This window comes from Streptomyces sp. JLYT201 (assembly GCF_059448825.1).
The window spans coordinates 5,252,306-5,275,581 of the sequence record NZ_CM182551.1 but is presented as its reverse complement, the minus strand read 5'-3'; the positions used below and the strand labels follow the sequence as shown (position 1 = coordinate 5,275,581).

General features: G+C 69.1%; 16 protein-coding genes and 3 rRNA genes. 13 read left to right on the top strand and 6 right to left on the bottom strand.

What is annotated here, in order from left to right:
- Positions 1 to 226: 226 nt before the first annotated feature.
- Positions 227 to 1,342, bottom strand: a complete 1,116-nt coding sequence (locus AC5WAM_RS21995) for a C40 family peptidase (RefSeq protein WP_495523629.1) — start codon at positions 1,340 to 1,342, stop codon at positions 227 to 229.
- Positions 1,343 to 1,521: 179 nt separating this feature from the next.
- On the opposite strand from AC5WAM_RS21995, the gene AC5WAM_RS21990 reads away from it, so the two are divergent.
- From AC5WAM_RS21990 to AC5WAM_RS21950, 9 genes are all read left to right on the top strand, one after another.
- On the top strand, positions 1,522 to 1,755 hold the full coding sequence (locus tag AC5WAM_RS21990; RefSeq protein WP_366791156.1) for a DUF397 domain-containing protein: 234 nt from the start codon (positions 1,522 to 1,524) through the stop codon (positions 1,753 to 1,755).
- A gap of 1 nt (position 1,756) precedes the next feature.
- The gene (locus tag AC5WAM_RS21985) at positions 1,757 to 2,293 is read left to right on the top strand and encodes a GNAT family N-acetyltransferase (RefSeq protein ID WP_366791155.1); all 537 of its coding nucleotides are present in this window, start codon (positions 1,757 to 1,759) and stop codon (positions 2,291 to 2,293) included.
- Between the two features lie 404 nt (positions 2,294 to 2,697).
- The gene (locus tag AC5WAM_RS21980; RefSeq protein WP_495518559.1) at positions 2,698 to 4,728 is read left to right on the top strand and encodes a hypothetical protein; all 2,031 of its coding nucleotides are present in this window, start codon (positions 2,698 to 2,700) and stop codon (positions 4,726 to 4,728) included.
- Between the two features lie 281 nt (positions 4,729 to 5,009).
- Positions 5,010 to 5,318 carry a DUF8827 family protein gene (locus AC5WAM_RS21975; protein ID WP_030689133.1) on the top strand — a complete coding sequence of 103 codons (309 nt, stop codon included), beginning with the start codon at positions 5,010 to 5,012 and terminating at the stop codon, positions 5,316 to 5,318.
- Positions 5,319 to 5,510: 192 nt separating this feature from the next.
- Positions 5,511 to 6,344: a DUF8175 domain-containg protein gene (locus AC5WAM_RS21970; protein WP_495518558.1), complete on the top strand. Its 834-nt coding sequence runs from the start codon at positions 5,511 to 5,513 to the stop codon at positions 6,342 to 6,344.
- Positions 6,334 to 7,671 (top strand): hypothetical protein, encoded by a 1,338-nt coding sequence (locus AC5WAM_RS21965; RefSeq protein ID WP_366791152.1) that lies wholly within the window; start codon positions 6,334 to 6,336, stop codon positions 7,669 to 7,671. The genes AC5WAM_RS21970 and AC5WAM_RS21965 overlap by 11 nt, the downstream gene beginning before the upstream one ends.
- Complete coding sequence (locus AC5WAM_RS21960; RefSeq protein WP_495518557.1) at positions 7,668 to 9,227, top strand: SCO6880 family protein; 1,560 nt, start codon at positions 7,668 to 7,670, stop codon at positions 9,225 to 9,227. The genes AC5WAM_RS21965 and AC5WAM_RS21960 overlap by 4 nt, the downstream gene beginning before the upstream one ends.
- Positions 9,228 to 9,255: 28 nt before the next feature.
- A complete protein-coding gene (locus tag AC5WAM_RS21955; RefSeq protein ID WP_138960498.1) occupies positions 9,256 to 10,683 on the top strand; it encodes an ATP-binding protein in 1,428 nt (475 codons plus the stop codon).
- Between the two features lies 1 nt (position 10,684).
- Positions 10,685 to 12,238, top strand: a complete 1,554-nt coding sequence (locus tag AC5WAM_RS21950; RefSeq protein ID WP_495518556.1) for a type IV secretory system conjugative DNA transfer family protein — start codon at positions 10,685 to 10,687, stop codon at positions 12,236 to 12,238.
- Here the strand turns inward: AC5WAM_RS21950 and AC5WAM_RS21945 are convergent.
- Positions 12,235 to 12,795 carry a GNAT family N-acetyltransferase gene (locus AC5WAM_RS21945; protein WP_366791149.1) on the bottom strand — a complete coding sequence of 187 codons (561 nt, stop codon included), beginning with the start codon at positions 12,793 to 12,795 and terminating at the stop codon, positions 12,235 to 12,237. The genes AC5WAM_RS21950 and AC5WAM_RS21945 overlap by 4 nt on opposite strands.
- Before the next feature lie 136 nt (positions 12,796 to 12,931).
- Between AC5WAM_RS21945 and AC5WAM_RS21940 the strand changes: the two genes are divergently transcribed.
- The 4 genes from AC5WAM_RS21940 to AC5WAM_RS21925 are packed head-to-tail and all read left to right on the top strand — an operon-like array spanning position 12,932 to position 16,721.
- Complete coding sequence (locus AC5WAM_RS21940; RefSeq protein WP_366791148.1) at positions 12,932 to 13,894, top strand: ATP-binding cassette domain-containing protein; 963 nt, start codon at positions 12,932 to 12,934, stop codon at positions 13,892 to 13,894.
- Positions 13,891 to 14,673 (top strand): ABC transporter permease, encoded by a 783-nt coding sequence (locus AC5WAM_RS21935; protein WP_495518555.1) that lies wholly within the window; start codon positions 13,891 to 13,893, stop codon positions 14,671 to 14,673. The genes AC5WAM_RS21940 and AC5WAM_RS21935 overlap by 4 nt, the downstream gene beginning before the upstream one ends.
- Before the next feature lie 45 nt (positions 14,674 to 14,718).
- Positions 14,719 to 16,047, top strand: a complete 1,329-nt coding sequence (locus tag AC5WAM_RS21930; RefSeq protein ID WP_495518554.1) for a sensor histidine kinase — start codon at positions 14,719 to 14,721, stop codon at positions 16,045 to 16,047.
- The gene (locus AC5WAM_RS21925) at positions 16,044 to 16,721 is read left to right on the top strand and encodes a response regulator (protein ID WP_495518553.1); all 678 of its coding nucleotides are present in this window, start codon (positions 16,044 to 16,046) and stop codon (positions 16,719 to 16,721) included. The genes AC5WAM_RS21930 and AC5WAM_RS21925 overlap by 4 nt, the downstream gene beginning before the upstream one ends.
- Positions 16,722 to 16,835: 114 nt before the next feature.
- Here AC5WAM_RS21925 and rrf read toward each other — a convergent pair.
- From rrf to AC5WAM_RS21905, 4 genes are all read right to left on the bottom strand, one after another.
- Positions 16,836 to 16,952, bottom strand: a 5S ribosomal RNA gene (gene rrf, locus AC5WAM_RS21920).
- 89 nt (positions 16,953 to 17,041) lie between these two features.
- Positions 17,042 to 20,162: ribosomal RNA gene (locus tag AC5WAM_RS21915) — 23S ribosomal RNA — on the bottom strand.
- A 312-nt stretch (positions 20,163 to 20,474) separates the two neighbouring features.
- Positions 20,475 to 22,000: ribosomal RNA gene (locus AC5WAM_RS21910) — 16S ribosomal RNA — on the bottom strand.
- Together the 16S, 23S and 5S rRNA genes form the textbook arrangement of a ribosomal RNA operon.
- 647 nt (positions 22,001 to 22,647) lie before the next feature.
- Entirely contained in the window at positions 22,648 to 23,196 is a 549-nt protein-coding gene (locus AC5WAM_RS21905) for a MarR family winged helix-turn-helix transcriptional regulator (protein ID WP_366790946.1), read from the bottom strand.
- Between the last annotated feature and the right edge of the window lie 80 nt (positions 23,197 to 23,276).

The following is a 23,276-nucleotide window of genomic DNA, read 5'->3' as shown; positions in this document are numbered from 1 at the left end:
GCGCGCCGCCTGACGCGCCCTCCATCAACCCCCGTGGCCAGTGCGTGCTGTACCAGTCAAGGGAACGCACAGTCCCCTTATCTACGTTCCACTCTCCACCGAATGATCACTCAGACGTTATCGAAGAGAGACTCATCGCCGCAGCTCAGGGGGGTGTTTCAGCGGAACGTTCCAGCCAGCTCGGGCGGCGCGTGCGCCCGGCGCACGCCTCCGCTCCGGCCGCCGGTCAGACGTCCGTGCCCTCCGGCTGCGGTGCGTCCGACGGCACGGAGGGCGCCGTTGAACTCTCTTCCGAGGGCTCTTCGGAGGGCCTGCGGGAGGGCGGGGCGCTCGGCTCACCGGCCTTTTCCCGGTCCTTCTCGGGCTTCTCTTCCCGCTCCTCGGGCGACTCACTGGGCACTGCTTTTGCGCCATCTTCGGTCACTCGGGTGGCTCCGAAGTAGTCAGGAGTGTCCACGGGATCGAAGCGGATCTTCGCGCCGGGCCGCGGCGCGTCGATCATGTAGCCGCCGCCCACATAGATACCGACGTGCCGGATGGCCCGCGAGTTGCTCAGGTCGTCGGAGAAGAACACCAGGTCCCCGGGGAGCAGCTCGTCCCGCTTGGGGTGCGGCCCGGCGTTGTACTGGTCGTTGGCGACGCGCGGCAGCGGGATGCCGACGCTGCGGTACGCGGCGAGCGTGAGCCCCGAGCAGTCGAACCGGCCGCCCTGGTCGGCGGTTCCGTTGCCGCCCCACAGATACAGGGTGCCGAGCTTCTTCTGCGCGTAGTAGATGGCCCCGGCCGCCTGCCGCGACGGATTCACCCGCCCCACGGGCCTGGCGAAACTCTTCTCCAGGGTCGTGATGATCTTGACGTAGTTCTGCGTCTCGCGGTACGGCGGCACGCCGCCGTACTTGATCACGGCGTACGCGCCCGCGTTGTACGCGGCGAGCATGTTCCTCGTCGGGTCGCCGGGCGCGTCCTTCACGTACTTGGCGAGCTTGCAGTCGTACGACGCGGCCGACGGGATGGCGTCCTTCGGGTCCCACACGTCCCGGTCCCCGTCGCCGTCGCCGTCGATGCCGTGCGTGGCCCAGGTCCCCGGGATGAACTGCGCTATGCCCTGCGCCCTGGCCGGGCTCTTCGCGCTCGGGTTGAACCCGCTCTCCTGGTACAGCTGGGCGGCGAGCAGGGCCGGGTTGATGGCCTTGCACAGATTGCCCCACTTCTGCACGAGCGGCTGGTACGTGGTGGGCACCGCGCCCTTGGCGAGACCGACGCTGCCCCGCGCCCCGCCGCCCCCGGCGACCGAGCCCGCGGCGACGAAGGTCCCGACGACGAGCAGCCCGATGAACCCCATCGAGCCACTGAACGCGACGGACGCGAGCAGCCATGTCTTACGCACCGTCAACCACCCCTCGCCCACCGGGAGTCCGCCGGGGTCAGTGTAGATGCGGGACCCCCGCCCCGGGTGGATCATCTTCCGTTCCACGGCGGATACTCGGATCCGCACGCCCGTCCCGAAGGAGGCCGCGCCCCGTGACCGACGCCCGTCCGGACCCGTCCGCCGACCTGGAGTGGATCCGCGCCGCCCCCGAGGACGACCGGGGCCCCGGCCCCTGGATCGAGTACGCCTTCGGCCCCGACGACGCGGTGCACCTGCGCGAGACCGGCGCCCCGGACCGGGTCGTCACGACGACCCGCGCGAAGTGGGAGGCCTTCGTCCTGGGCGTGCGCGCGGGCGAATTCGACCACTTCGTGGAAGGGCACTGACATGACGGCACACCCGCACGACCCCCTGCCGGCGCGGCTGCGCCCGGCCGAGCCCGGCGACCACGCAGCGATCGTCGCGGCCGTCCGCACCTGGTGGACCGACCGCAGCCCCGCCGAGATGCGGGAACTGTCCCTGCTGCTTCCGAAGTTGTTCCTCCAGTTCTTCGCCCGTACGAGCCTCGTCCGGGAGGACGCCGACGGCGTGCGGGCCTTCCTGGTCGGCTTCCACCCCGCCGACCACCCCGACGAGGCGTACATCCACTTCGTGGGCGTCGACCCGGCGCTGCGCGGACAGGGCGTGGGCCGCGAGCTGTACGAGACCTTCTTCCGGGGCGCCGCCGCCGCGGGGCGCACCCGGGTGCGGTCGGTGACCTCCCCGACGAACACGCGCTCCATCGCCTTCCACCGCGCCCTCGGCTTCCGCCTCCAGGACGGCGACGGCGTGGGCCCGGGCGGCGTCCCCGTGCACAAGGACTACGACGGCCCCGGCCTCGACCGGGTCTGCTTCCTGCGAACGCTGACCGTGACGGACGATTGACGGAGCGCCAACTTTGGCGGACTGTAGGGGGGTTGGGCGCAGGGGAGGCGCCCGGCGCGCTGCGCACCGCGTTCTACGGCTGGGGGGAGCCGACGATGGAAGCCAACGACCCCAGAGACAGGCCGGTCCCGGAGGACAGGCCGCCGACGGGGGGCACACCCACGCCCGAGGGCCGGCGTGCGGCGGGGACCGCGCCCGGAGGGGCTGGGGCCGAGGCCCCCGGGGCCGGGCCTGAGGACCGCCCCGGAGACGGGCCGAGGCCGGAAGCCGGGGCCGCGCCCGGAGGGGCAGGGGCCGCGCCTGAGGGCGGATCGGCGGGGCGCGGTGGGCCCGCGCCCACGGACAGAGCCGCATCCACGGACAGGGCTGCACCCCCGGACAGGGCCACACCCGAGGACAAGGCCATGCCCCAGGACAAGGCCATGCCCGAGGACAGGCCGGTGCCTGGCGGGGGGCCTGCGCCCCAGGCGCCCGCGCCCGCGTACGGACCGGCCGCTCAGGGCAGGCCCGCGCCCGAAGGCCCGCCGACGCCCGGAGGCCCGCACACGCCCGAAGGCCCGCCCACGCCGGAAGGCAGACCGGCGCCCGACGGGAGACCCGCCCCGCACGCGCCCGCGCCCGAAGCCGGGCCCCGCCCCGCAAGCACGCCCGAGGCGCCCCAGGCCGGGCCCGGCCCCGCAGGCACGCCTCCCCCCGGCGGCAGCACCCCGGAAGGCTTCGGCCCGCCGCCGCCCGCCGGGCCCCCGCCCACCGCACCGCCCCTCGGCACGCCCGCCCCGCCGCCCGGGCCCGCGTACGGCCCACCGCCCCAGGCACCCGCGTACGGCGCCCCCGGCGGCTACGGCACCCCCGCGTACGGCCCGCCCCCCGGCGGCCCCGCGCCGTCCGCCTACGGTCCGCCGGAGCTCCTGGAGCCCCCGGCCGCCGCGCCCGCTCCCCCACCCGCGCCGCCCGAGCCCCTGCGCCCCGTCGCCGCCGCCCTGCTCAACCTCACCGGCCTCGGCCTCGGCTACGTCGCCATCCGGGCCTGGCTGCCGGCCGTCCTGTGCTGGGCGGCGACCGCCGGGCTGCTCCTGGTCGCCCTGCCCGCCGACGTGGACGGCGTCCCCGGCGGCCTGCTCGTCGGCTACCTCGCCCTCCTCGCGCTCGCCGCCGCCGACGCGGCCCGCCGCGCCCGCCGCACCGCCCTCGCCTGGCGGCTGCGCGCCCCGCTCGCCGCCGCGCTCGGCGTCGTCCTGCTCGCCGTGCCCGCCGCGAGCGCCTTCGCCTACGAGGCCGCCCGGGACGAGGCCGTCGAGGACATGCTCCTGGAGCGGCTCGACGACGCCGACCGGCTCGTCGCGGACCAGGACGGACAGGACTTCGCCGGCTCCGAGCGCGCCTACCGCTCCGCCCTGGACACCTACCGCGACCTCCTCCGCGACCACGGCGGCTCCCGCGCCGCCGACCGCGTGCCCGACCGCCTCGACGCGTACTACAAGGCCGTCGCCCGGCCCTACGCCGACGGCCGGTACTGCCAGGCCATCGCGCCCCTCACCTATCTGCGCACCCTGCCCGGCCGCATCGGCGAGAACCGCCTGGGCCGCCTCGCCACCTGGCCCGACGACCGGCTCGCGACCTCCCTGTACGAGTGCGGGTCCGCGGCCGTCGACCGGGGCGACGGCACGCACCTCCAGGAGCTCCTGACGACCTTCCCCGACTCCGACGCCGCCCGGAAGGTCGTCCCCGCCCTCGGCGCCGCCATCGACGACCGCACCGCCGAGCTCAAGGGCCCCGACCCCTGCTCCGCCACCGAGAAGCTGACCCGCGTCCGCGCCGTCGCCGCCTCCCTGCCCGGCGGCAAGGGCGGCTCGCTGACCACCCGGGCCGAGCGCGCCGTCCAGTCCGGCGAGTACGCCTGCGGCGTGGACGAGTTCAAGGACGGCCAGTTCACCGAGGCCGCCAAGCGGATGCGCGACTACGCCGACACGTACAGGGCCAGCGGCAAGCGCGAGCGCGCCCGCACCATCGCCATCGCCGCCGAAGTCGCCGCCGAGCGCCCGCAGGCCGGCCGCAAGCTGCCCGCCCAGCGCGGCCCCGGCTCGGGCCAGGAGTTCGTCGTCAAGAACGACGGGGCGAGCGCCGTCGAGGTCCTCTTCACCGGCCCGGCCACCGGCACCGTCAAGCTCGGCGCCTGCGCGGGCTGCACCCCGTACGCCAGCAGGGCCGAGGGCAAGAGCAAGGCCTGCAAGGCGAGCCGGAGCTATCCGCAGAAGACCCTGCGCCTGCCGCCCGGCGAGTACCACTTCCTCTACAAGCGCGGCACCGGCGGCACCGGCCTGGTCCGCGACCACAGCGACGGCACCACGGTCCAGGGCGGCTACCGCTACACCGACTGCACCTACGTCGTCAGCGGCGGCCTCGGCGGAATCGGAGGCCTCTCCCCCCGGACGTGACCCCCGCACCGCCCTTCTCGCCCTCTCACCTGACGGACGGTCCGAGGGCGTGGCCCGGCCTCGTTCTGAGGTGACGTCAGTGGCCACGCCGGACCTTCGTTGCCCGGCGTCACCCCTCGTGATACATAGAGTGACCATACGTTTGAAGTCGGCCAACGAATGACGCCAAGGCTGCACACGCCGGGCGGATTGTCGGCGAGAATGAGCTCCGTCCTCTGCACTGCGGTAGGCAGAGGTGGGCAGAGGCACAGGAACAACCCACTAGGGGCGGTGAGTTACACATGCTTATGGCAGCCGAGAAGGGCGACATCACCACCATCATCGGTGGGATCGCCCCCGACTGGGGTCCCTTCGGGAGCTTGGGCAACGAAGCACGCGTGATGATCGAGGTCGTGATGGCCGTGGCGATCCTGCTGTGCCTCGGCATCGCGATCTGGGGCGCGGCGAAACAGCGCATCGGCGCGACGGCGCTGCGCGACACGTTCAGCGCGGAGCAGGGCAAGGGCCTGATCATCGCGGGCCTGACCGGTGTCTTCATCATCGGCTCGCTCGGCACGCTTTTCACCATCGTGTACGGCATGGCGGTCTGACCCCCGCCCCGCGCACCCTCTTCCCCCGTCCCCCTTCTCTCCCCCGTCCGTCGTGCCCACCGGCTGAGGTTGCAACTCCCTGATGTCGAGTCACCACACCGCGCCCGCGCGGGAACCAGCACGGCTACCGTCATATCCGGTGCACCAGGCGGACGTGGTGGTCAAGGATGAGGTTGAGGGGGCGTACGCGGCATGAGCGATGACGATGACCTCTTCGGCGGTACCGGCGAGACGCGCACACGGCTCCCGGAGCGCGAGGACGGCTACGGCGGCGCCCGCAGATCCGGCCGCCCCGGCGGCCGCTCCTCCTCCCGCAGCCTCGTCACCGTCATCGGCGTGGTCGTCCTCCTCATCGCCGCCATCGCCTTCGCGAACCGCGACGACTCGTCGTCCGACGGCGACGGCGGCGGCGCCCACGACAAGGACGCCAAGACCTCCCCCACGGCCCCCACCGGCGAAAAGCCGGTGACCGGCAAGAACGGGAGCATCCCGACGGGCTACGCCAAGACGGAACAGGGCGCGCAGAGCGCCACGGCGAACTATGCCGTGGCACTCGGCTCCACCGGCATGTTCGACCAGGCAGAGCGCCACCGGATCGTCGACGCCGTCTACACCCCGCAGGCCGCCGCCGAGCGACGACCCGCCCTGGACAAGGTGTACACGGGCAAGGGATTCCTCAACAGCATCGGTCTGGAGAACGACGGCAGCGCCCCGAAGGGCACGACGTTCGTCTCCCGCATCATCCCCGTCGGCACCAAGGTCACCAAGTTCGCGGGGAACGCCGCGACGGTCGAGATCTGGTACTCCTCGCTCTTCGGCCTCGCCGGTGAGAGCACCAAGAACCCCGTGACCGAGAGCTGGTTCACCAACACGTACGACATGCGCTGGACCGGCGGCGACTGGAAGGTCGCCGACTTCAAGCAGAAGGACGGTCCCGTCCCGGTCGGACGCGATCAGCGCGCTTCCACCGCGGACGACATGGCCAAGGCCGTGGAGGAGTACGGAGGGTTCACCTATGCCCGGTAAGACCCGACGTCGTGCCGTCACGCTCACCGCCGCCGTCGCAGCGGTGCAGACCGCGTTCCTGCTGCTCGCCGCGCGTGCTTCCGCCGCGCCCGACGACGACCCCTGTGAGCTCATCCGCGGACCGGCCAAGAAGTACTGCGAACGAGGCGAAGGCGGCGGAGGCGGCGGAGGCGGGCGCAAGACGCCCGACAACGGGGCGCTCTCCGAGCTCGACCCGCTCAGCTCGCTCGCCCGCGGCTTCGGCGACGCCGCCTCCTGGATCGTCAACAAGCTCACCGAGTACGTGAACGACACCGCCGCCGTGGACTTCACCAACGAGAAGTTCCTCCAGCAGTACGCCGTGGTGTTCGCCGCGTCGACGATCCTGACGCTGATCGTGTGGCTGCTCGCGGTCACCAAGCGGGCCGTGCGCGGCGTACCGCTGCTCACCGCGCTCTCGGAGGCGATCGGCTTCCTCTGGCTGACGGTGCTCGCGTCCGCGTTCACCCCGCTGATCCTGTCCACCGTCGTCTCCGCGACGGACGGCGTCTCCGAGGTGCTCGCCAAGTCGGTGGGCGGCGACACCGACCGGTTCTTCGGCACGTTCTCGCAGGCCCTCGACAAGGGCACCGACATCGGCGGCGGCCCGATCATGCTGATCGTCGTGTCCGCCGTGTCGATCGCCGCCGCCGGCATCCTCTGTCTGGAGCTGGTGATCCGCGCCGCGATGCTCTACGTCGGCGCGCTGCTCGGCACCGTCGTGTACTCGGGCCTCGTCGACAAGAACACCTGGGGCCGCATCCGCCGCTGGGCCGGTCTGATGGTCGCGATCATCCTGGTGAAGCCCATCATCGTGATCGTGCTCGGCGTCGCCGGGGCGCTCCAGGGCGAGGACGGCCCCGACTCGCTGTCCGCCGTCGTCTCCGGCCTCTCGGTGATCCTCCTCGCCATCTTCGCCAGCGCCTCCATCTACCGGTTCATCCCCGGCTTCGGCGACGACATCATGGCCACCCGCAACAACCGCCTGATGCGCGGCGCCGAGAACCGCGCCGCCACCGCCCTCAACTCGCCCGCCGCCTGGGTCGCCCAGGGCATCCGCACCCACAGCGCACGCCCCGGCGGCAAGGCGGGCGGCGGCCAGGGCGGCGGTGGCGACACCCCGCCCCAGACCGCCGCGGCCAACGCCGTCGGCAGCGGCCTGTCCTCGCACGCCCACCGCCAGGCGGGCCCCGCCCAGAACGGCGGCGGAACTGTCCCCTCCGCCGCACCCCCACCCCGCACGAGCCCGTCGAGCACCCCGCACGCGGGCAACCGCGGTACGAACAGCACTGGAGGTGAAGGGCGTTGACGACCCAGTCCCATGTGTCCCCACCGGTCACGCCCCGCCGCACCTATCTGATCGGCCGGGCCCGGCCGAACGCCATCATCGGCCGCAACCGCGAGACCGGCGAGATCGCGCTGATCATCGCCGGCGCGTTCCTCGGCATGATGTGCGGCATCCTCATCCCGTTCCTGGCCCTGCGCATCGTGCTGCTCATGGGCTTCCCGCTGATCGCCATCGCAGCGGTGTACATCCCGTACAAGGGACGCACGTTCTACAAGTGGTTCGAGATCAACCGGAGCTACAAGCGGTCGCTGCGGCGCGGCACCACCTACCGGTCCTCGGCCGCCGAGGCGGGCATCCGCCTCGACGGGCGCGAGGTGGAGATCGGCCCGCCGCCCGGCATCGGCCGCATCAGCTGGCTCGCCGCGCCCTTCGGACCCGACGAGATCGCCGTCCTGCTGCACGCCGACCGGCGCACCGTCACCGCCGCCATCGAGATCGAGGGCCCCGGCGTCGGCCTGCGCGACAGCGAGGACCAGGAGGCCCTCGTCGACCGGTTCGGCACCCTGCTCAAGCACGTCGCCAACGGCGACGGCTTCGTGACGCGCCTGCAGATGCTGGCCCGCACGCTGCCCGCCGACCCCGACGCGCACGCCAAGGACGTCGCCGCGCGCGGCGACGACCGCGCGCTGCCCTGGCTCCAGCACAGCTACGACGAGCTCCAGTCGATGGTGTCCACCAGCAGCGAGCAGCACCGCGCCTACCTCGTCGCCTGCATGCACTACTCCCGCGACCTGGCCGCCGAGGCACAGGCCATGGCCCGCGCCGCCCGCCCGCACGGCGGCAGGAAGCTCGACCGCGACGCCGGTCTCGCCGTCGTCATGGCCCGCGAACTCACCGACATCTGCTCGCGGCTCCAGGAGGCCGACATCCGCGTGCGCCAGCCGCTCGGCCAGGGCCGCCTCGCCTCGCTCGTCCACTCCATGTACGACCCGGACCACCCCATCGACCACATCCAGGCGATGACGAAACGTAATGCCTGGCCCGCCGAGCTGGACGCGATGGAGCCCACCTACCTCCAGGCCAAGACCCGCGAGTCGTCCACCCGCGCCCCCTGGTGCCACGCCACGGCCTGGGTCAAGGAGTGGCCGATGACGCCCGTCGGCGTCAACTTCCTCGCGCCGCTGCTCGTCCACACCCCGGACGTGATCCGCACCGTCGCCGTCACCATGGACCTGGAGCCCACCGAGGTCGCCATCGAGCGCATGCTCACGGAGAAGACCAACGACGAGGCCGAGGCCAGCCGCCAGGCCAAGATGAACCGCACCGTCGACCCCCGCGACATCGCCTCGCACTCCCGCCTCGACCAGCGCGGCGAGGACCTGGCGAGCGGCGCCGCGGGCGTCAACCTCGTCGGCTACATCACCGTCTCGTCGCGCTCCCCCGAAGCCCTCGCCCGCGACAAGCGGACGATAAGGGCGTCGGCCGGAAAGTCGTATCTGAAACTGGAGTGGTGCGACCGCGAGCACCACCGGGCCTTCGTGAACACGCTGCCGTTCGCGACCGGCATCCGGCGATGAACCACAACGGTAGGGGTGTGAAGGTGCGATGCGGGATCCGCTGACCGTCCTCACGGACGCGTTCACATCGTTCCTGTTCGGGAAGGTCGAGACCACCCGCCTCCCGGTGCGCACGTCGACGGGCCAGGCCCAGGCGGTCTATCTGCCGACGGCCGCACCCGGCCTCGGCGACTCCGGCGTGATCATCGGGCGCGAGGTGTACTCCGGCAAGGGCTACATCTACGACCCGTTCCAGCTGTACGGCCAGCAGCTCCCGGCCCCCCACTGGCTGGTCCTCGGCGAGTCCGGCAACGGCAAGTCCGCCCTGGAGAAGACGTACGTCCTGCGCCAGCTCCGCTTCAAGGACCGCCAGGTCGTCGTCCTGGACGCCCAGGGCGAGGACGGCGTCGGCGAGTGGAACCTCATCGCCCAGGAGCTGGGGATAACCCCCATCCGGCTCGACCCGACGGCCGCCCTCGACATGGGCATCCGCCTCAACCCGCTCGACCCGGCGATCACCACGACCGGCCAGCTCGCGCTGCTGCGGACCATCATCGAGGTGGCCATGGGCCACGGCCTCGACGAGCGCTCCGGCTTCGCGCTCAAGGTCGCCCACGCCTACGTCAACGAGACCATCCTCGACCGCCAGCCCGTCCTCACCGACATCGTCGAGCAGCTGCGCCACCCCGAACCGGAGTCCGCCGAGGCCATGAACGTGGCCATAGACGACGTCCGGGCCTGGGGCCTGGACGTGGCCCTGGTCCTCGACCGCCTGGTGGACGGCGACCTGCGCGGCATGTTCGACGGCCCCACGACCGTCGGCATCGACCTCGACGCGCCGCTCATCGTCTTCGACCTCTCCCACATCGACCGCAACTCCATCGCCATGCCCATCCTCATGGCGATCGTCGGCGTGTGGCTGGAGCACACCTGGATCCGCCCCGACCGGAAGAAGCGCATCTTCCTCGTCGAGGAGGCCTGGCACATCATCAACTCGCCCTTCGTGGCCCAGCTGTTCCAGCGCCTGCTGAAGTTCGGCCGCCGCCTCGGCCTGTCCTTCGTCGCGGTCGTCCACCACCTCTCGGACGTCGTCGACGGCGCGGCCGCGAAGGAGGCCGCCGCCATCCTGAAGATGGCGTCCACCCGCACGGTCTACGCCCAGAAGGCGGACGAGGCGCGCGCCACGGGCCGCGTCATCGGCCTGCCCCGGTGGGCGGTTGAGATCATCCCCACCCTGACGCCCGGCATCGCGGTCTGGGACGTCAACGGCAATGTCCAGGTGGTCAAACACCTGATCACGGAGACGGAGCGCCCCCTGGTCTTCACCGACCGCGCCATGACGGAGTCCGCGAGCGACCTGCTCGCGACCGACGACGTCCTCGCGGCGGCCGAACGGGAGGCGGAGGAAAGGGCGGCGTACATGGAACAGCAGATGGGCGAGGGCCCCGCCGGGTCCTCCCGGTCGACGGTGGCGTGACATGGCGCAGGACCGCTACCGGGACCGCCGCCAGGAACCGCCCGGCCGCGAGCGCGGCGTCCCGGACGCCCTGCTCGTGGGCGTCCTGGCCTTCGTGGTCGGCATGGTCTTCCTCATGTGGTCGGCGACCGGCATCGCCGGCTGGTGGGCCCACGGCGAGTGGCCCGACCACGTCACGTTCAACAACACGCCGCCCGCCGTACGCCACCTCGTCCAGGAACCCCACGACGTCGCGGGCGCCTGGCCGGGAACGCCCCGCGACCAGCTCTCCGGCTACGGACTCTTCTGGGGCTTCCTCATCGGCCAGGTGATGGTCCTCATCGTCCTCACGATCTTCGTGATGGGCACGCTGACCCGCTTCCGCGCGGTCCGCAGAGCAGCCCGCCACGCGGAAGCCCCCGCCCCACCGAAGCCCCCGAGAACCGATCCCCCCGAGACCACCCTCGATCCCGCCCCCGCTGTGGGCAATCGTCCCGCAGGGCGGGACGGGTGGGCACAACCCCCAGCGCCGAGCAACCGTGACGCAGAGCCGCGCACCGGCGCCCCGGAGCAACCGCTCGAAGCAGAGCCCGCGCCATGGCCCGCACCGGCCGCCGCCCTGGCCAAGCGACCCCCCACCGTCCCCACCCCCCGCACCCCCCTGGTCCTCGGCACCCCCGAAACCCGCCGCCCCCTCGCCGCGGAGGCCATCGCGGACGCCGAGTCCGCGACCCTGGTCATCACCTCCGACCCCACCCTGTGGGAGGAGACGAAGGACGCCCGCGCCAAACTGGGCCCCGTCCTCGTCTACGACCCCGCGCACCTCTGCGACACCCCGGCCCGCCTCCACTGGTCCCCCACCACCGGCTGCGAGGACAAGGCCACGGCGACGCACCGCGCCCGCGCCCTGCTCGCCCCCATAAGACCCACCGCCAAGCTGGACACGGCCGTGGCGGACACCGCCGAGCTCCTGCTGCGCAGCTTCCTGCACGCCGCCGCCGTGGACGGCCGCTCCGTGAAGCACGTCCACCGCTGGGCCCAGGGCACCCAGGTCCAGGACGCGGTCCGTGTCCTGCGCACCCACCCCAAGGCCGCCCCGGGCGCCGCGGGCGAGCTGGAGTCCGCGCTCACCGCGTACGCGGAGCGCCGCGACATGGCCCAGGAGCTGACGTCCCGCGCCCTGTCCTGCCTGTTCACGCTGAACGTACGGGAGTCCTGCACACCGAACCGCGCGGACTCCCTCAGCCTGGAGTCCCTCGTCGACGAGGGCGGCACCCTCTTCGTGGTCGGCGAGGCGATCGAGGACCCCAAGGCGAACCCGGGCGCGATGCCGCTGCTCACGGCGCTCGCCTCCAGCATGGTCGAGCGCGGCCGCCGCCTCGCCGACCGCTCACCCGCCGGACGGCTCGACCCGCCCCTGACCCTCGTACTCGACGACGTCGCGGCCGTCGCCCCGCTCCCCCAGCTGCCGGAGCTCCTCGCCGCCGGCGCCGACCAGGGCATGCCGACGCTCGCCCTGCTCCGCTCCCGCGAACAGGGCCGCGCCCGCTGGCCCCACGACGAACTGATCGGCTAGCGCCCGGGGGCCGGGGCCAGCACCATCTCGTACTCGAGCGCCGACGGATCCCCCGGCACCGACGCCGACCGGCCGCTGCGCACGAAGCCGAACCGCCGGTAGAACGCCTCGGCCCGCTCGTTGTCCTCGTGCACGAAGAGCCGGATCCGCTCGACCCCGGCCCCGTCCGCCGCCCGCGCCCACTCCACCGCCGCCTCGAACAGCGCCTCGGTCAGGCCCGTGCCCCGGTGCTCGGGCCGCACGTACACCCCCACCAGATGCGCCTGGCGCACCTCGACACCGCCCCCGAGCACGCTCTGCGCGCCCGGCTCCTCGACGAGCACGGTCACCGAGCCCGCCCAGCCGCCGTCCGGGCCCTCCGCGATGAACTGCCGGAGAGGCCCGCCCGGCGCCGCGTTCGTCGTCCGGTCCTGCCAGTACGCGTCCGGCTGGGCGACGGCCTTCTCGTACGTCTCCAGGAAGGCGACCGGGGCCGCCGGATCCCGCAGGGCAAGCAGCCGCAGCGCCCGGACCTGTCGCCATTCGTCGCCGCGCACGGGGCGTATGAGGTGCTCCATGTCCCGATCCTAGGCAACACCCCGGCCCGGGGCCGCCCGGTTTTCCGCCCGCCGTCGTACCCCGGTACTACGCCCCGCCCGAGCTCAGGACCCCGGTCCGACGCGCCGCGGCCCGCCCCGCCGCGACCATCGACCCATGATTCGCGCACAGGGACTCACCAAACGCTACGGCCGCGGCGCCCGCGCCAAGACCGCCGTCGACGACCTCAGCTTCGAGGTCCACCCCGGCACCGTCACCGGCTTCCTCGGCCCGAACGGCGCGGGCAAGTCCACCACCATGCGGATGCTCCTCGGCCTCGACGCCCCGACGAGCGGCCGCTGCACCGTCGGCGGCCGCGCCTACGCCACCCACAGCGCGCCCCTGACCGAGGTCGGCGCGCTCCTTGAGGCCCGCTCCCTGCACCCCGGCCGCTCCGCGTACCACCATCTGATGGCCCTCGCCCACACCCACGGCATCCCCCGCTCCCGCGTCGAGCACGTCCTCGCCACCACCGGCCTCACCGACGTCGCCGGCCGCCGCGTGAAGGGCTTCTCCCTCGGCATGGGCCAGCGCCTCGGCATCGCGGCGGCGCTCCTCGGCGACCCCTCGACGCTCGTCCTGGACGAGCCGGTCAACGGCCTCGACCCCGACGGCGTCCTGTGGATCCGCAACCTCCTCAAGGCACAGGCCGCCGAGGGCCGCACGGTCCTCGTCTCCTCGCACCTGATGAGCGAGATGGCCGTGACCGCCGACCACCTGATCATCATCGGCCGGGGCCGGCTGCTCGCGGACACGACCGTCGAGAAGTTCGTCCGCGAGTCCGGCACCGGCTCCGTGAAGGTCGTCTCCCCCGCGGCGGCCCGCCTCGCCGCGCTCCTCGCGGGCCCCGGCGTCACCATCGACGGCGACGCCACCGGCGCCCCCGACGCCCCCGGCACCCTTGAGGTCCGCGGCACCGACGCCGAACACATCGGCCGCACCGCAGCCGCCCACGCCATCCCCCTCTTCGAACTCACCCCCCACACCGCCTCCCTGGAGCAGGCCTTCATGGACCTGACCCACGACTCCGTCGAGTACGTGACCCCGGACGCCGCACCCCTGGAAGGAGTCGCGGCATGACCACGACCACCCCCGCCCCCTCCTACCGGGTCACCCCGGCCCGCGTCCTGCGCTCCGAGTGGCACAAGCTGTGGACGCTGCGCACCACCTGGATCACCGTGCTCGCGGCGAGCGCCCTGGTCCTCGCGGTCGGCATCACCATGGGCAGCACGTACGACGGCGACGACTCCGACGTCGACACCATCGTCTTCACCCTCTTCGGCACCCAGCTCTCCCAGATCTGCCTCGCCGTCCTCGGCATCCTGGTCACCGCGGGCGAGTACTCGACGGGCATGATCCGCGCCTCCCTGACCGCCGTCCCGCGCCGTCGGCCGGTCCTGTGGTCGAAGGCCGCGGTCTTCACGGCGGTGGCGTTCGCCCTGTCCTTCGTCACCAACGTCATCACCTTCCTCACCGCCCAGATCTGGCTCGCGGACACCGACAAGAAGCTGGCGCTCACCGACTCCGGCGTCCTCGGCGCCCTCGCGGGCAACGCGGCGGGCGTCACCCTGCTCAGCCTGATCGCCCTGGGGCTCGGGGCGCTGCTGCGCTCGGTGCCCGGCGGCATCGGCGCGTTCGTCGGCTCCGTGCTCGTCCTGCCGGAGATCGTCGGGACGCTGCCGTTCGGCGGCGTGGACGACGTCGTGCGCTTCTTCCCCGCCCAGGCCGCCTCCTCCCTCGGCTCCCTCGCCCGCGTGGACGACACGATCGCCCCCGGCCCCGCCCTGTGCACCCTCGTCCTGTGGGCCCTCGCGGCCCTGACCGCGGCCTCGTACCTCCTCAAGCGCCGCGACGTCTGACCCGCACCGCCCCCGCGCACGGAACTCCTGTACGAGGATGAGCTCGTGGCCCACGACCCGCACCCCCTCACCCAGTACGTCCAGCGCCTGGTCCAGCGGGTGCGCGCCGTCGACGAGCGCCGCCCGCTGCTCTGGGACCTCCTGGTCACCGGCTTCTTCGTGACGGCCGGCGTCATCGACTTCGCCGGTGGCGGCTGGCGCAACGTCGCGCCCAACGAGGACGTCCCCGGCCCGCTCGTCCTCGTGATGAGCCTGGGTCTGACGCTGCCGCTGCTGTGGCGGCGCCGCCACCCGATGGGGACCCTCGTCGTGATGGTGGCGTTCGGCGCGGTCAGCGCGGGGACCGGTGCGATGCTCCAGGCCGCCCTCGTCCAGCTCATCGTCCTGTTCGGCGTCGCGCTGCGGCTGCCCCTGCGGACGCTGGGGTGGGCGGGCGTGCTGATGCTGGTGCCGCTGCTCGTGGGGACCGTCCGCTATCCGAGGGGCAGTTGGGACCAGCAGATCGTGCCGCAGGTGTGGGCGTACGCGATCGTCGCGCTCCTCGGCATCGCCGTCCGCTCGCGCCAGGACCACACCCAGGCCCTCGTCGAGCGCGCCCGCCGCCTCGAGGTCGAACGCGACCAGCAGGCCCAGCTCGCCGCGGCCGCCGAACGCACCCGCATCGCCCGCGAGATGCACGACATCATCGGCCACAACCTGTCCGTGATCACGGGCCTCGCCGACGGCGGCAAGTACGCGGCCGCGAAGTCCCCCGAGCACGCCGCGCAGGCCCTCGACGCCATCGGCTCCACCAGCCGTCAGGCCCTCGCCGAGCTGCGGCGCCTCCTGGACGTCCTGCGCGACGACGCCCCGGAGGCCGCGGCCCTGGCCCCGCAGCCCGCGCTCGCCGATCTGACGCGGCTCATCGACGGCGTGCGGTCCGCGGGCCTGCCCGTGCACACCACGGTCCACGGCCGCCCCGACGCCCTGCCGCAGGGCCAGGAACTCACGGTGTACCGCGTGGTGCAGGAGGCCCTGACGAACACCCTCAAGCATGGCGGCCCGGGCGTGACGGCGGCCGTCCGGATCGCGTACGCCGACGACGGGGTGACGGTCACCGTCACGGACACGGGCGCCGCGGCCCGCACACCGGCGGCCCCCGACGGCCGCGGTCTCACCGGCATGCGGGAGCGAACGGCCCTGTACGCGGGCACGCTTGAGGCCGGCCCGCGCGCCCGCCCCGCCACCGGCTGGGAGGTCCGCCTCCATCTGCCGCGCACGACGGCCGGCGCCGCCGCGTCGTCCGCCGGCTCCGCCCCTGTCTCCGCCTCTGGCTCCGCTTCCGTCTCCGTTGTTTCCGCTCTTGTCGCTTCCCCGAAGGAATCCGCTCAGTGACCAGCGTCCTCATAGTCGACGATCAGCCCCTGCAACGCTTCGGCTTCCGCATGCTTCTGGAGAGCCAGGACGACATGACGGTGGCGGGTGAGGGCGGCAGCGGCGCCGACGCGGTCCGCATGGCCGCGGGGATCCGCCCGGACGTCATCCTGATGGACGTCCGCATGCCCGACATGGACGGCATCGAGGCCACCCGCCGCATCGTCGCGTCCGGCTCGGAGTCCCGCGTCCTCATCCTCACGACGTTCGACCTGGACGAGTACGCGTACGCGGGGCTGCGCGCGGGGGCCTCGGGCTTCCTCATCAAGGACGCGCTGCCGGAGGAGCTCCTGTCCGGCATCCGCGCGGTGGCCACGGGTGACGCGGTGGTCGCCCCGAGGCTGACCCGGCGCCTCCTCGACGCGTTCGTGGACCAGCTGCCGAGCGGCGGGGCCTCCACGGGCCCGGCCGACCCGGCCGGGCATCCGCTCCTGACCTCGCTGACCGACCGCGAACTCCAGATCCTCACGGTCATCGGCCAGGGCTGGACGAACACGGAGATCGCCGCGCGGCTGCATCTGGCCGAATCGACGGTGAAGACGCATGTGGGCCGCATCCTCGCGAAGACGGGCGCACGGGACCGGGTGCAGGCAGTGATTCTGGCGTACGACACGAAATTGGTCCGCCCGGCCTGACCGGGCCGCCCGGTCTGACTGGTCCGCCCGACCTGAAAGGTAGCCGGATAAAGCCCGGCCCCTGAACGCAGAAAACCCCCGTGCCGAATGGCACGGGGGTCTCCTTCACAATTTGTTCGGCGGCGTCCTACTCTCCCACAGGGTCCCCCCTGCAGTACCATCGGCGCTGTAAGGCTTAGCTTCCGGGTTCGGAATGTAACCGGGCGTTTCCCTCACGCTATGACCACCGAAACACTATGAAACTGTGAACTACCGCACCACACCCTACGGGCATGGGGTTGTTCGTGGTTTCAGAACCAACACAGTGAACGCGAGCAACTGAGGACAAGCCCTCGGCCTATTAGTACCAGTCAACTCCACCCGTTACCAGGCTTCCATATCTGGCCTATCAACCCAGTCGTCTACTGGGAGCCTTACCCCATCAAGTGGGTGGGAATACTCATCTCGAAGCAGGCTTCCCGCTTAGATGCTTTCAGCGGTTATCCCTCCCGAACGTAGCCAACCAGCCATGCCCTTGGCAGAACAACTGGCACACCAGAGGTTCGTCCGTCCCGGTCCTCTCGTACTAGGGACAGCCCTTCTCAATATTCCTACGCGCACAGCGGATAGGGACCGAACTGTCTCACGACGTTCTAAACCCAGCTCGCGTACCGCTTTAATGGGCGAACAGCCCAACCCTTGGGACCGACTCCAGCCCCAGGATGCGACGAGCCGACATCGAGGTGCCAAACCATCCCGTCGATATGGACTCTTGGGGAAGATCAGCCTGTTATCCCCGGGGTACCTTTTATCCGTTGAGCGACGGCGCTTCCACAAGCCACCGCCGGATCACTAGTCCCGACTTTCGTCCCTGCTCGACCCGTCAGTCTCACAGTCAAGCTCCCTTGTGCACTTACACTCAACACCTGATTACCAACCAGGCTGAGGGAACCTTTGGGCGCCTCCGTTACCCTTTGGGAGGCAACCGCCCCAGTTAAACTACCCATCAGACACTGTCCCTGATCCGGATCACGGACCCAGGTTAGACATCCAGCACGACCAGAGTGGTATTTCAACGGCGACTCCCCCGATACTGGCGTACCGGGTTCACAGTCTCCCACCTATCCTACACAAGCCGAACCGAACACCAATATCAAACTGTAGTAAAGGTCCCGGGGTCTTTCCGTCCTGCTGCGCGAAACGAGCATCTTTACTCGTAGTGCAATTTCACCGGGCCTATGGTTGAGACAGTCGAGAAGTCGTTACGCCATTCGTGCAGGTCGGAACTTACCCGACAAGGAATTTCGCTACCTTAGGATGGTTATAGTTACCACCGCCGTTTACTGGCGCTTAAGTTCTCAGCTTCGCCACCCCGAAGAGTGACTAACCGGTCCCCTTAACGTTCCAGCACCGGGCAGGCGTCAGTCCGTATACATCGCCTTACGGCTTCGCACGGACCTGTGTTTTTAGTAAACAGTCGCTTCTCGCTGGTCTCTGCGGCCACCCCCAGCTCTGGCAGCAAGTGCCGTCACCGGGTGTGGCCCCCCTTCTCCCGAAGTTACGGGGGCATTTTGCCGAGTTCCTTAACCATAGTTCACCCGAACGCCTCGGTATTCTCTACCTGACCACCTGAGTCGGTTTAGGGTACGGGCCGCCATGAAACTCGCTAGAGGCTTTTCTCGACAGCATAGGATCATCCACTTCACCACAATCGGCTCGGCATCAGGTCTCAGACTCAATGTCAGGCGGATTTGCCTACCTGACGTCCTACACCCTTACCCCGGGACAACCACCGCCCGGGCTGGACTACCTTCCTGCGTCACCCCATCGCTTACCTACTACCACCTTGGACCGGCGGCTCCACCACTCCCCTTTGCCCGAAGGCTCCAGGGCGGCTTCACGGCCTTAGCATTAATGGGCTCGATATTGGGCGTTTCAAAGCGGGTACCGGAATATCAACCGGTTATCCATCGACTACGCCTGTCGGCCTCGCCTTAGGTCCCGACTTACCCTGGGCAGATCAGCTTGACCCAGGAACCCTTAGTCAATCGGCGCACACGTTTCTCACGTATGTATCGCTACTCATGCCTGCATTCTCACTCGTGAACCGTCCACCACTGCCTTCCGGCGCAGCTTCACCCGGCACACGACGCTCCCCTACCCATCCCAGCGGGCGTTGGCCCTCATGCTGGAATGACACGACTTCGGCGGTACGCTTGAGCCCCGCTACATTGTCGGCGCGGAATCACTAGACCAGTGAGCTATTACGCACTCTTTCAAGGGTGGCTGCTTCTAAGCCAACCTCCTGGTTGTCTCTGCGACTCCACATCCTTTCCCACTTAGCGTACGCTTAGGGGCCTTAGTCGATGCTCTGGGCTGTTTCCCTCTCGACCATGGAGCTTATCCCCCACAGTCTCACTGCCGCGCTCTCACTTACCGGCATTCGGAGTTTGGCTAAGGTCAGTAACCCGGTAGGGCCCATCGCCTATCCAGTGCTCTACCTCCGGCAAGAAACACACGACGCTGCACCTAAATGCATTTCGGGGAGAACCAGCTATCACGGAGTTTGATTGGCCTTTCACCCCTAACCACAGGTCATCCCCCAGGTTTTCAACCCTGGTGGGTTCGGCCCTCCACGAAGTCTTACCTCCGCTTCAGCCTGCCCATGGCTAGATCACTCCGCTTCGGGTCTTGGGCGCGCTACTCAATCGCCCTATTCGGACTCGCTTTCGCTACGGCTTCCCCACACGGGTTAACCTCGCAACACACCGCAAACTCGCAGGCTCATTCTTCAAAAGGCACGCAGTCACGAGAACAAGGCAAGCCTTGTTCCGACGCTCCCACGGCTTGTAGGCACACGGTTTCAGGTACTATTTCACTCCGCTCCCGCGGTACTTTTCACCATTCCCTCACGGTACTATCCGCTATCGGTCACCAGGGAATATTTAGGCTTAACGGGTGGTCCCGCCAGATTCACACGGGATTTCTCGGGCCCCGTGCTACTTGGGTGTCTCTCAAACGAGCCGCTGACGTTTCGACTACGGGGGTCTTACCCTCTACGCCGGACCTTTCGCATGTCCTTCGCCTACATCAACGGTTTCTGACTCGTCTCACAGCCGGCAGACTGTGAAAGAGAGATCCCACAACCCCCCAAGCGCAACCCCTGCCGGGTCTCACACGCTTGAGGTTTGGCCTCATCCAGTTTCGCTCGCCACTACTCCCGGAATCACGGTTGTTTTCTCTTCCTGCGGGTACTGAGATGTTTCACTTCCCCGCGTTCCCTCCACACCGCCTATATATTCAGCGGTGGGTGACAGCCCATGACGACTGCCGGGTTTCCCCATTCGGAAACCCCCGGATCAAAGCCTGGTTGACGACTCCCCGGGGACTATCGTGGCCTCCCACGTCCTTCATCGGTTCCTGGTGCCAAGGCATCCACCGTGCGCCCTTAAAAACTTGGCCACAGATGCTCGCGTTCACTGTGCAGTTCTCAAACAACGACCAACCACCCATCACCCCACTGGAGAACCAGTGAGTGCACTGGGGTCGGCACTGAGGTCAGGAACAAAGCCCGCACCCTCAGATACCCAACAGCGTGCCCGACACCCTCGCCCCTCCTCGTTCCGTTCCACGCCGAAGCAGTACTGGGAAGAGAAGCAGGTCAAGTGTGCCGAGTAGTCAACGTTCCACCCATGAGCAACCAGCATCAGACATTCGCTGATGTACTGGCCTCTGGACTGTCAGCAGAGCTGGCAGCCAAGAAGTGCTCCTTAGAAAGGAGGTGATCCAGCCGCACCTTCCGGTACGGCTACCTTGTTACGACTTCGTCCCAATCGCCAGTCCCACCTTCGACAGCTCCCTCCCACAAGGGGTTGGGCCACCGGCTTCGGGTGTTACCGACTTTCGTGACGTGACGGGCGGTGTGTACAAGGCCCGGGAACGTATTCACCGCAGCAATGCTGATCTGCGATTACTAGCGACTCCGACTTCATGGGGTCGAGTTGCAGACCCCAATCCGAACTGAGACCGGCTTTTTGAGATTCGCTCCACCTCGCGGTATCGCAGCTCATTGTACCGGCCATTGTAGCACGTGTGCAGCCCAAGACATAAGGGGCATGATGACTTGACGTCGTCCCCACCTTCCTCCGAGTTGACCCCGGCGGTCTCCCGTGAGTCCCCAGCACCACAAGGGCCTGCTGGCAACACGGGACAAGGGTTGCGCTCGTTGCGGGACTTAACCCAACATCTCACGACACGAGCTGACGACAGCCATGCACCACCTGTACACCGACCACAAGGGGGCGACCATCTCTGGCCGTTTCCGGTGTATGTCAAGCCTTGGTAAGGTTCTTCGCGTTGCGTCGAATTAAGCCACATGCTCCGCCGCTTGTGCGGGCCCCCGTCAATTCCTTTGAGTTTTAGCCTTGCGGCCGTACTCCCCAGGCGGGGCACTTAATGCGTTAGCTGCGGCACGGACGACGTGGAATGTCGCCCACACCTAGTGCCCACCGTTTACGGCGTGGACTACCAGGGTATCTAATCCTGTTCGCTCCCCACGCTTTCGCTCCTCAGCGTCAGTATCGGCCCAGAGATCCGCCTTCGCCACCGGTGTTCCTCCTGATATCTGCGCATTTCACCGCTACACCAGGAATTCCGATCTCCCCTACCGAACTCTAGCCTGCCCGTATCGACTGCAGACCCGGGGTTAAGCCCCGGGCTTTCACAACCGACGTGACAAGCCGCCTACGAGCTCTTTACGCCCAATAATTCCGGACAACGCTCGCGCCCTACGTATTACCGCGGCTGCTGGCACGTAGTTAGCCGGCGCTTCTTCTGCAGGTACCGTCACTTTCGCTTCTTCCCTGCTGAAAGAGGTTTACAACCCGAAGGCCGTCATCCCTCACGCGGCGTCGCTGCATCAGGCTTTCGCCCATTGTGCAATATTCCCCACTGCTGCCTCCCGTAGGAGTCTGGGCCGTGTCTCAGTCCCAGTGTGGCCGGTCGCCCTCTCAGGCCGGCTACCCGTCGTCGCCTTGGTGAGCCGTTACCTCACCAACTAGCTGATAGGCCGCGGGCTCATCCTGCACCGCCGGAGCTTTCCACACGAAGATCATGCGATCCCGTGTCATATCCGGTATTAGACCCCGTTTCCAGGGCTTGTCCCAGAGTGCAGGGCAGATTGCCCACGTGTTACTCACCCGTTCGCCACTAATCCACCCCGAAGGGCTTCATCGTTCGACTTGCATGTGTTAAGCACGCCGCCAGCGTTCGTCCTGAGCCAGGATCAAACTCTCCGTGAATGTGTACCCGTAATCGGGTGCAACACCACGAGAGCGGAACAACCAGGAGGAATAATCCCGGTCGTTCACAGCGTCCTCGCTGTGCGCCTCCCACACATCGGCGGGAGGACTTTTTCAAAGGAACCTCGCCGCCGGAACTGATGTCCGGCAGACGGGGTATCAACATATCTGGCGTTGACTTTTGGCACGCTGTTGAGTTCTCAAGGAACGGACGCTTCCTTTGTACTCACCCTCTCGGGCTTTCCTCCGGGCGCTTCCCTTCGGTATTTCGTGTTTCCGACTCTATCAGATCTTTCCGGCTTCCCGGTCCGTTCCGATTTCCTCGGTGCTTTCCGGCCTCTCGGCCTTCCGGCGGTGTCGACTCTATCAGATCCCTTCGGGCCCGATTCCCAGTCAACTTGGGCTGTCTTCCCGGCCGTTGGGCCGTTCCGACGTCCCAAACTTTAGCGGATTCTCCCGGCGATTCATAATCGCACCCTGGAATTGAATTCGGACATGCCGAAATCAGTCCCGTGGGGAGGTCGTGCTGGTGTTTGGGTGCCGCGTCAGCGGCGAGATGCGCTGTCGCAGAACCGTTACGGCCCCGCGACAACTCGAAGTACCTTACGGACCGGGCGGGGGACTGTCAACCCCCGGCTCCGTGAACATCAGTCGAGGTCGTTGAGACGCCCGCCCGCGTCCGGCTGGGCGTGCTCCACCCGGCGCAGCAGGCGCGTGAGCACCTCGCCCAGGACGCCCCGCTCGGCCGCGGACAGGTCCTGGAGGAGGTCCTCCTCGAAGACCGTGGCGAGGCGCATCGCCTCCAGCCACTTCTCCCGGCCCTCGCCGGTGAGCTCCACGATCACCCGTACGCGGTTGGACTCGTCGCGCTCCCGGGTGACCAGGCCCTCGCTCACCATGCGGTCGATGCGGTGGGTCATGGCGGCGGGCGTGAGGCCGAGGCGCTTGGCCAGCTCGCCGGGGCCCATCCGATAGGGGGCGCCGGAGAGGACGAGTGCCTTGAGGACCTCCCACTCGGCGTTGCTGATGCCGAGGGTCGCGGTCTGGCGGCCGTAGGCGACGTTCATCCGCCGGTTGAGGCGGCCGAGGGCCGAGACGATCTTCTCGACCTGGGGGTCGAGGTCCTGGAACTCGCGCTGGTAGGCGGCGATCTGCTCTTCGAGTGTCGGCTCTGTGGGGCCGGGGGTGTCACCCATGGGCGCAGTATGGCACGGGCGTGGTTGGCATCGAAGTCCTTCAGTGTGTATTGTTTAGCTCCTAACTTTAGCTTTGAAGT